Origin of the sequence: Pseudidiomarina salilacus (assembly GCF_047323925.1) — a bacterium.
In the GTDB taxonomy this organism is placed as follows: domain Bacteria; phylum Pseudomonadota; class Gammaproteobacteria; order Enterobacterales; family Alteromonadaceae; genus Pseudidiomarina; species Pseudidiomarina salilacus.
The window spans coordinates 41,947-47,948 of record NZ_CP178754.1 but is presented as its reverse complement, the minus strand read 5'-3'; the positions used below and the strand labels follow the sequence as shown (position 1 = coordinate 47,948).

Below are 6,002 nucleotides of genomic sequence, written 5' to 3'. Positions count from 1 at the left end.
TTCGTACGTTCGGCAAGCCTCACTGTTCGTGCGCTCGCGGTGCTCGCTGTTCGAACAGCGCAGCGCACGAATCACGAATAGCGTAGCGTACGAATACCGAATCACGAATCACGGCTCTTACCGTTCGAAGGTGTAGAAGATGTCGCCGCCTTGTGCCTGACTATTCGCCATCGTTTCAATCAACAAACGTTCGGTCAACTGGTAACGAACCATAAAAGTATTGGTACTTTCTAGTAAACCCACACCGTACTTTACAAATAACTTCGGTGATAGATACTTACCGATATAAAAAGAAGTCTCACGCGTGTTTGGGTCAGTGTCGATACCAAACTCATCAATACCAAAAGTGTCTTGCAATGATTCACCTATTGCCTCAGTTCCTTTAGCCCCTAACATTAATAGTGCTTGTAGTTGAATATCGCTAGAGCTAGTAGACGAAGCGGACTGCATACTTTTGCCGAGTATTAAATAGGAGAGAATCTCAGAGTCTGGCATTGCTGGTGTTGAGAACAGCCTAAAGTCAGGCTCAATTAAGGTGCCGACTACTTGTGCACCGACATTCACATTTCCCGCGCTATTACCGCTTGAGATATCACGTTTGACACGCAGATCGAGCCCTGGATTGCTCACGTCTCCGCCATTGTAGATAAATGAACCTTTGTCTATATTTAACTCTTGACCATAGATTTCATAGCTACCATCCGCAACATTAATACTGCCAACTGCTGTGGTTGAACGACTTGGCTGCTCTACAATTTCTAGACTTCCTTGCAGGCGTCCGGTGAAACCATAAGCATCCACGGAAACTCGATCTCCTAGGTTAACGCGTATTTGTGCATTGACCGCTAATGCGTCTTCACTATTCTGGCTTTCCGCAATAGGCTCACCGTTACTGGTAATCACCACATCACTGGAATTGCTGACCGAAGTCTCAAATTCTGGAGATGAAATTGCGGCATATGGCACATCAACCGTGCCGGCAATCTCAATCGCCCGATCATTTACATAAACAGTAAGATCAGGCGATACGTCTACCGTTGCCGCGGGCATTTGCAATGCGCGAAAATTTCGTCCGGTAATGCGTAAATAAGCTTCGGCATCGAGTGGTAAAGCAACCCCTTCTATGAGTACCCAACCATCTTCACCAGCTTTTGCCTGTCCTTCTATTTCTAGTGCACCATCGGAATCTGGCCGATCAATTAATGCTAATCGCACGTCATTAAATACGAAGTTTGTTTCTGCGAACACCACTGATTCTGCGTAAACCTCCATATCGCCATTGATACTCGGTTGTGCCAGAGTACCGCTTAAATCGAGTTGCGCAGTTGCTTTGCCACCGTGATAACGCATACCGGGGAGCACCCAATCCAACATCGCGAGATCATCAAGTGCAAAAATCAAGTTGCCTTGGACGGTCTGCTCGCTATAAAGATCAGCAATCGAAAAATCGCCAAACAAGCCTCCTTCATTATTAGCTAATTGACCTTCGACATTAGCAGTAATAGCGTCAGCGTTGCCGTTAGCGGCAATTTCCCAGTAAGCCAGACGCGTACTGGTTTCTTGATTAAGGGCGAAAAATACAGTGTTGTCACTGCGTAACATGAGGTTCATATCACGGACTTTCAGTTGTTCACGATTTACCGAAACATCAGCTTCTAGTCTTACTAGGCCGGCAATGCGTTGTGCAACGTCGCGCTCCCGAAAGCGGTTAAGTAGCCATAACGATAGTCGTTCGCCGCTCATGCTCGCGTTTAAGCTAGATTCATCTATATCTATAGAACCACACAAGGCACCGAACTGATTCGGTTCGTGCTGCAAACACAGGCTATCTAATTGTCCCAACCAAACTTCATCTTTAAGTTCGAAGTGCAGCATCGCGGTTTCAGTGAGTAACCACTTGTCTAGGCTTTCCGTTTGTACTGTGAAAGTAGAAACTTCAATATCGAATACATTCAGCTGTCTATGAGTGTCAATTGCAAAGCTTGTTTCGAGCGCCTGCAATTCGCTTAAACCATCAGGGACGTAAGGTAGTTGCTGTATATCGCTTACGGTAAGTTGTCCGCGCAGATCATTTTGGGCTGTCGAACCATTTAGCTGCAGTTGCGTAGCGCCAAGTCCAATCGCAAAATCGTGAAAAATCAGTTGATGCTCTTTCAGCACAACAGCTCCTTTAAGAAGGGCCTGATTATTGGTATTCGGAAGTCCCAATGATGTACTTGCAGAGTTGATGGTGAAACTCAGGGCAAGGGGATCTTGCCAAGCCACATCTAGTTGGCTGTCGAGCTTGAGTTCGTCACTATTCAATAGTAGTTGTGATACCGAGACGTGGTGCAAACTCCCGTTACCGTTTATCGATGCTGTTAGGTCGTCGATAGCAATTTCAGGTTGTCCACTGACTTCTAGTTGTAGCTCGTTGCTGAACTTGTAGTCTGCTAGTGTTCCTTCGATAGCGCTTTGACCGCTCGCCACATTAATTCGGATATCATTGACTGAAAGAGATAATTGCTGGTATTCGAGCGAGAAAGATAGCGGATTCGATTGGTAGTCGCCGGTAAAATTATCGTGCTGCCAAGTTCCTTGCAGCGCAATTTGTCCGTCAGCAGAACCGATGTGAGTTGCTCGTATATTTTCAATGGCGATATTTTCAGAATCGATCTGAACCTTCCCGGAAATTTCGCTCTCCTCTGTTAAATAGCGGTCGATTACTGCCACTGAATCAGTTAACCAAGGTTTAGCTAAAGCGAGAGGGAGTTGATTTAAATTGAGTTCTGCGTGCCATGTCAGTTGTTCCAGCGGCTCAGTAATCTCCACTGACAATGATTGTGATGGCATTGTCGTCGTACTAAGTGAAGTCGCCACTTGGATCGGCTTATTCCGCAAGGCGCCATCGAAGTCCAAGCTGCCCGTTACCGGTGCTAAGCGTTCGTCATTGAAGTCAAGTTCATAGTCACCGTCACCGTTCAGCGGATAAGTATCGCGTAATTGCAATGAAACTTGACCCTGGTATTCAACAGCAAACTGGTCTTGAGAAAACTGCAATTGCATTTGATTGAGGTCAAGTTGGCTATCGACAAGATCTAACTGCGTTACAAACGTTGTCTCAAAATCGATACGGGACTCTGGTTCGGCGTCAGTTTGCACGCTGAATCCGTCGATGACTAAATGATTGATAGCGATTGAAAATGGTAATGAAACAGTAGGTAAGGTAACGGGACCTTCACTCACAGTTTTCTGCGCTGCAATTTGTAAATACGGCTGTTGTAAATACAATTCATCAATGATCAGTTTTTTGTCCAAGAGCTCGAAAGGACGCCACACTAAATTCAGGCGAGCAACAGCGAAGCGCTGGCCGTCAAATTCTACAGCTAACTGCTCAAACTCGATCGCGTCAGTAAGTGTTCCGGAAACCTCATCGTAGGTGATATGTACGGGCGCGAAATGTATCGCCTGCGCGACTAAAAAGCGGGTCCCCGCACTAGTGCTAACGAGCACGAAGGCGATGAGGGGTACTAATACAAATAAGACAACGACGGTCGTCGCTAGTACTTTTAACCATTTCATAGGTCAGGGCCTATCGTTAGATGCAAACGCCACGGTTTATCCGGTTCATCTATTGCTTGGGCAACGTCCAGCCGCACCGGTCCGATGGGTGATAGCCAACGCACACCGATGCCGTAGGTTTGCTTCCAGGTCATTGACCAATCCATGCCGCTATTCCCAAAGTCGGTAAATAGCGCTACTCGCCAATTAGGGGCGACTAAGTAGTCCACCTCTGCACTTGCGACTCCTAAATAACGGCCGCCGACGACAACACCTTCGGCATTGGTAGGGCCTAACTGTTGGTATGCGTAACCGCGTACACTGTGGTCACCGCCGGCGAAAAATCGCAGTGAGGGTGATATTTCATCGAAGTCATCGGTGTTCATGCCGCCGAGTTCAGCACGAGCCAACAAACGCCACTGTTCGTTTAATGAATAAACAGCTTTACCGCTGAGCGTCAGTGAGACGAATGATGCGCTCGATAACGCACTGTCACTGGCTCCCTGTAAACGAGCGCTGAGTCGGAATCCACTGTCTACCAGATTGCGGTTACTTGGATCTAAATTGCTGCTAACGTAACTAACTTCAGCGCTCGGTACTAAAAAGCTAGAAGTTTCTCGTGTCGCGGTACCAAAGCGAAAATCCTCCCGCAAGTAGCTAATTTGGTAGCTGCGCTGCCAGGTATCATAGTGACGAGTGTCGCGTACACTCGCACGATAAAGCGTCGAATCTAATTCTTCGTAACTACGGTCAATAACTTCACCGCTAAGACTGTATTGGTCGCGTGCAGGATCCTTACCAGGAATAATGTAATCGACAAAGCCAGTGCTTTGCAGCTGAGACAGCCGTAACAAGCTAGAGAGCCGGTGACCTCTGTCGTTGACCCAACGCCGATCAAAACCGAGAGTCAAACGGGCACCCGTATCGGTACCATAGCCTGGGCCAATTTGATAAAAGTCTCGTTGGTTCGCGGTCACACGAATCGAGACAGGAACTTCCTCCGCTTTTGCTTCTTGCCACAAAGGAGCTACTTCGACGCTTTCAAAATAATCACTACCTGCTAGCGCAATTTGTAGATCGAGCAAGTCACGGGTATGAAATAAGTCACCTTCTTCAAATTGAAAGTAGCGTTCGATGAATTCGCTAGATAAATGATTACAGCAAATGGTAACTTCGCCAAAACGAAAACGTTCACCGCTCGCATAGGTCAGGGATATGTGAGCGCTGGCATCACTCAGCTCGACTTGCAGTTTTTGTTCAGTGAAGCGGGCGTTGTAATAACCACGCTCGGCCGCCAAATTACGCAGCATCGATTTGATTCTTTCGTAGTCGGCGTGCAGCAGCGGTTCGCCAATTTTTACAGGGAAGCGTTTTTGCAGTTGCTGGTAGGCATCATCGTCGGCAAGACTGCCGTCTATTATAATATCGAGTGTGCGGACCCGCGTGCGCTGACCTAGTTCAATCGTGTAATTAACGCTAACTTCGTCGCCGGTTTCGCGTACATCAGTTTCGACTTCAGTGTGATAGTAACCAAACGGGCGTAATGCTTGTTTGATTTCAGCCTCACCACGACGGGCGAGGAAGCGCACCCGAAATATACTAGGTGCGACTTGTCCGGAGTATTCGAGAATCCCCAGATAACTCTCTACATTGCTGGCAAGCTGACCATCAACACCGGAGTAGGAGACTTCTAGAACTGCTTCGGCCTGCTCTTGTGGTTGGGCATTTGCTGCACTAGCCAGCAAACATCCAAACAGCAAGACGAGCAAGCATAATCCTTTGTGTGCCGTCACTCATTCACCGCCACTTGCATATTAAGTCTTTCATAGACATCAGTATATCAGAGCAATTCCATGAAATCGGCGAAAAAAGCTGCAAGTGATTCGTAAAATTACACAAAAGACTTGCTCGCAACACAGCTGCCAGTATAATTCGGGGTCTGCACTGCAGGGGTGTAGTTCCAATTGGTAGAACAGCGGTCTCCAAAACCGACGGTTGGGGGTTCGAATCCCTCCACCCCTGCCACTTTCCAACATGCATCGAATTGGTTAAGCTTGGCTTATGAAACAAGCATCACCAGATAATTCAGTCACCCTTTGGGATACCGATCAAGAGCAGGCATTGCAGGCACTTGGCCTAACGGTGTGGCAAGCTGCGGGCACTGAGAATTTAATCCATAGTGCTGAACAGGTGCACATCTATTACCAATTGGGACAGTGGTTGTTGCAAACTCAAGAACAACTTCCGGTACAACTCAATCGTTGGACCCAAGATGTCTTTCGCGCGCTCGATCCTAATCAATTGCATCCCAAACCGGTCGAGGTCGCTGCGGCAACTGCAAAAACGTGGGCAGCAGAACGGCGCCTAAATGGCACGGAAATTCTCGCACAACCCTTAGCTGCTCAGCAAAAACGTCAACTTTGGGCTAAGCTCTGTGGCGCCCCGAATCGTTGAGTTAGTCT

The 6,002-nt window shown here is 47.6% G+C and carries 3 protein-coding genes and 1 tRNA gene; 2 read left to right on the top strand and 2 right to left on the bottom strand.

The genetic code is table 11. The features are described from left to right. Window positions 1–117: 117 nt before the first annotated feature. Both ACJ8W9_RS12850 and ACJ8W9_RS12845 read right to left on the bottom strand, forming a co-directional pair. Complete coding sequence (locus tag ACJ8W9_RS12850; protein ID WP_411361220.1) at window positions 118–3,561, bottom strand: translocation/assembly module TamB domain-containing protein; 3,444 nt, start codon at window positions 3,559–3,561, stop codon at window positions 118–120. Beyond that, on the bottom strand, window positions 3,558–5,333 hold the full coding sequence (locus ACJ8W9_RS12845; RefSeq protein ID WP_411360527.1) for an autotransporter assembly complex protein TamA: 1,776 nt from the start codon (window positions 5,331–5,333) through the stop codon (window positions 3,558–3,560). The genes ACJ8W9_RS12850 and ACJ8W9_RS12845 overlap by 4 nt, the downstream gene beginning before the upstream one ends. A gap of 155 nt (window positions 5,334–5,488) precedes the next feature. Here ACJ8W9_RS12845 and ACJ8W9_RS12840 point away from each other — a divergent pair. After that, window positions 5,489–5,565, top strand: a tRNA-Trp gene (locus tag ACJ8W9_RS12840). A gap of 36 nt (window positions 5,566–5,601) precedes the next feature. Then, on the top strand, window positions 5,602–5,994 hold the full coding sequence (locus ACJ8W9_RS12835) for a hypothetical protein (RefSeq protein ID WP_411360525.1): 393 nt from the start codon (window positions 5,602–5,604) through the stop codon (window positions 5,992–5,994). Window positions 5,995–6,002: the final 8 nt, after the last annotated feature.

Coding starts and splice junctions, on each gene's coding strand:
- ACJ8W9_RS12835 (WP_411360525.1), top strand. CDS start 5,602: ATGAAACAAGCATCACCAGATAATTCAGTCACCCTTTGGGATACCGAT.
- ACJ8W9_RS12850 (WP_411361220.1), bottom strand. CDS start 3,561: ATGAAATGGTTAAAAGTACTAGCGACGACCGTCGTTGTCTTATTTGTA.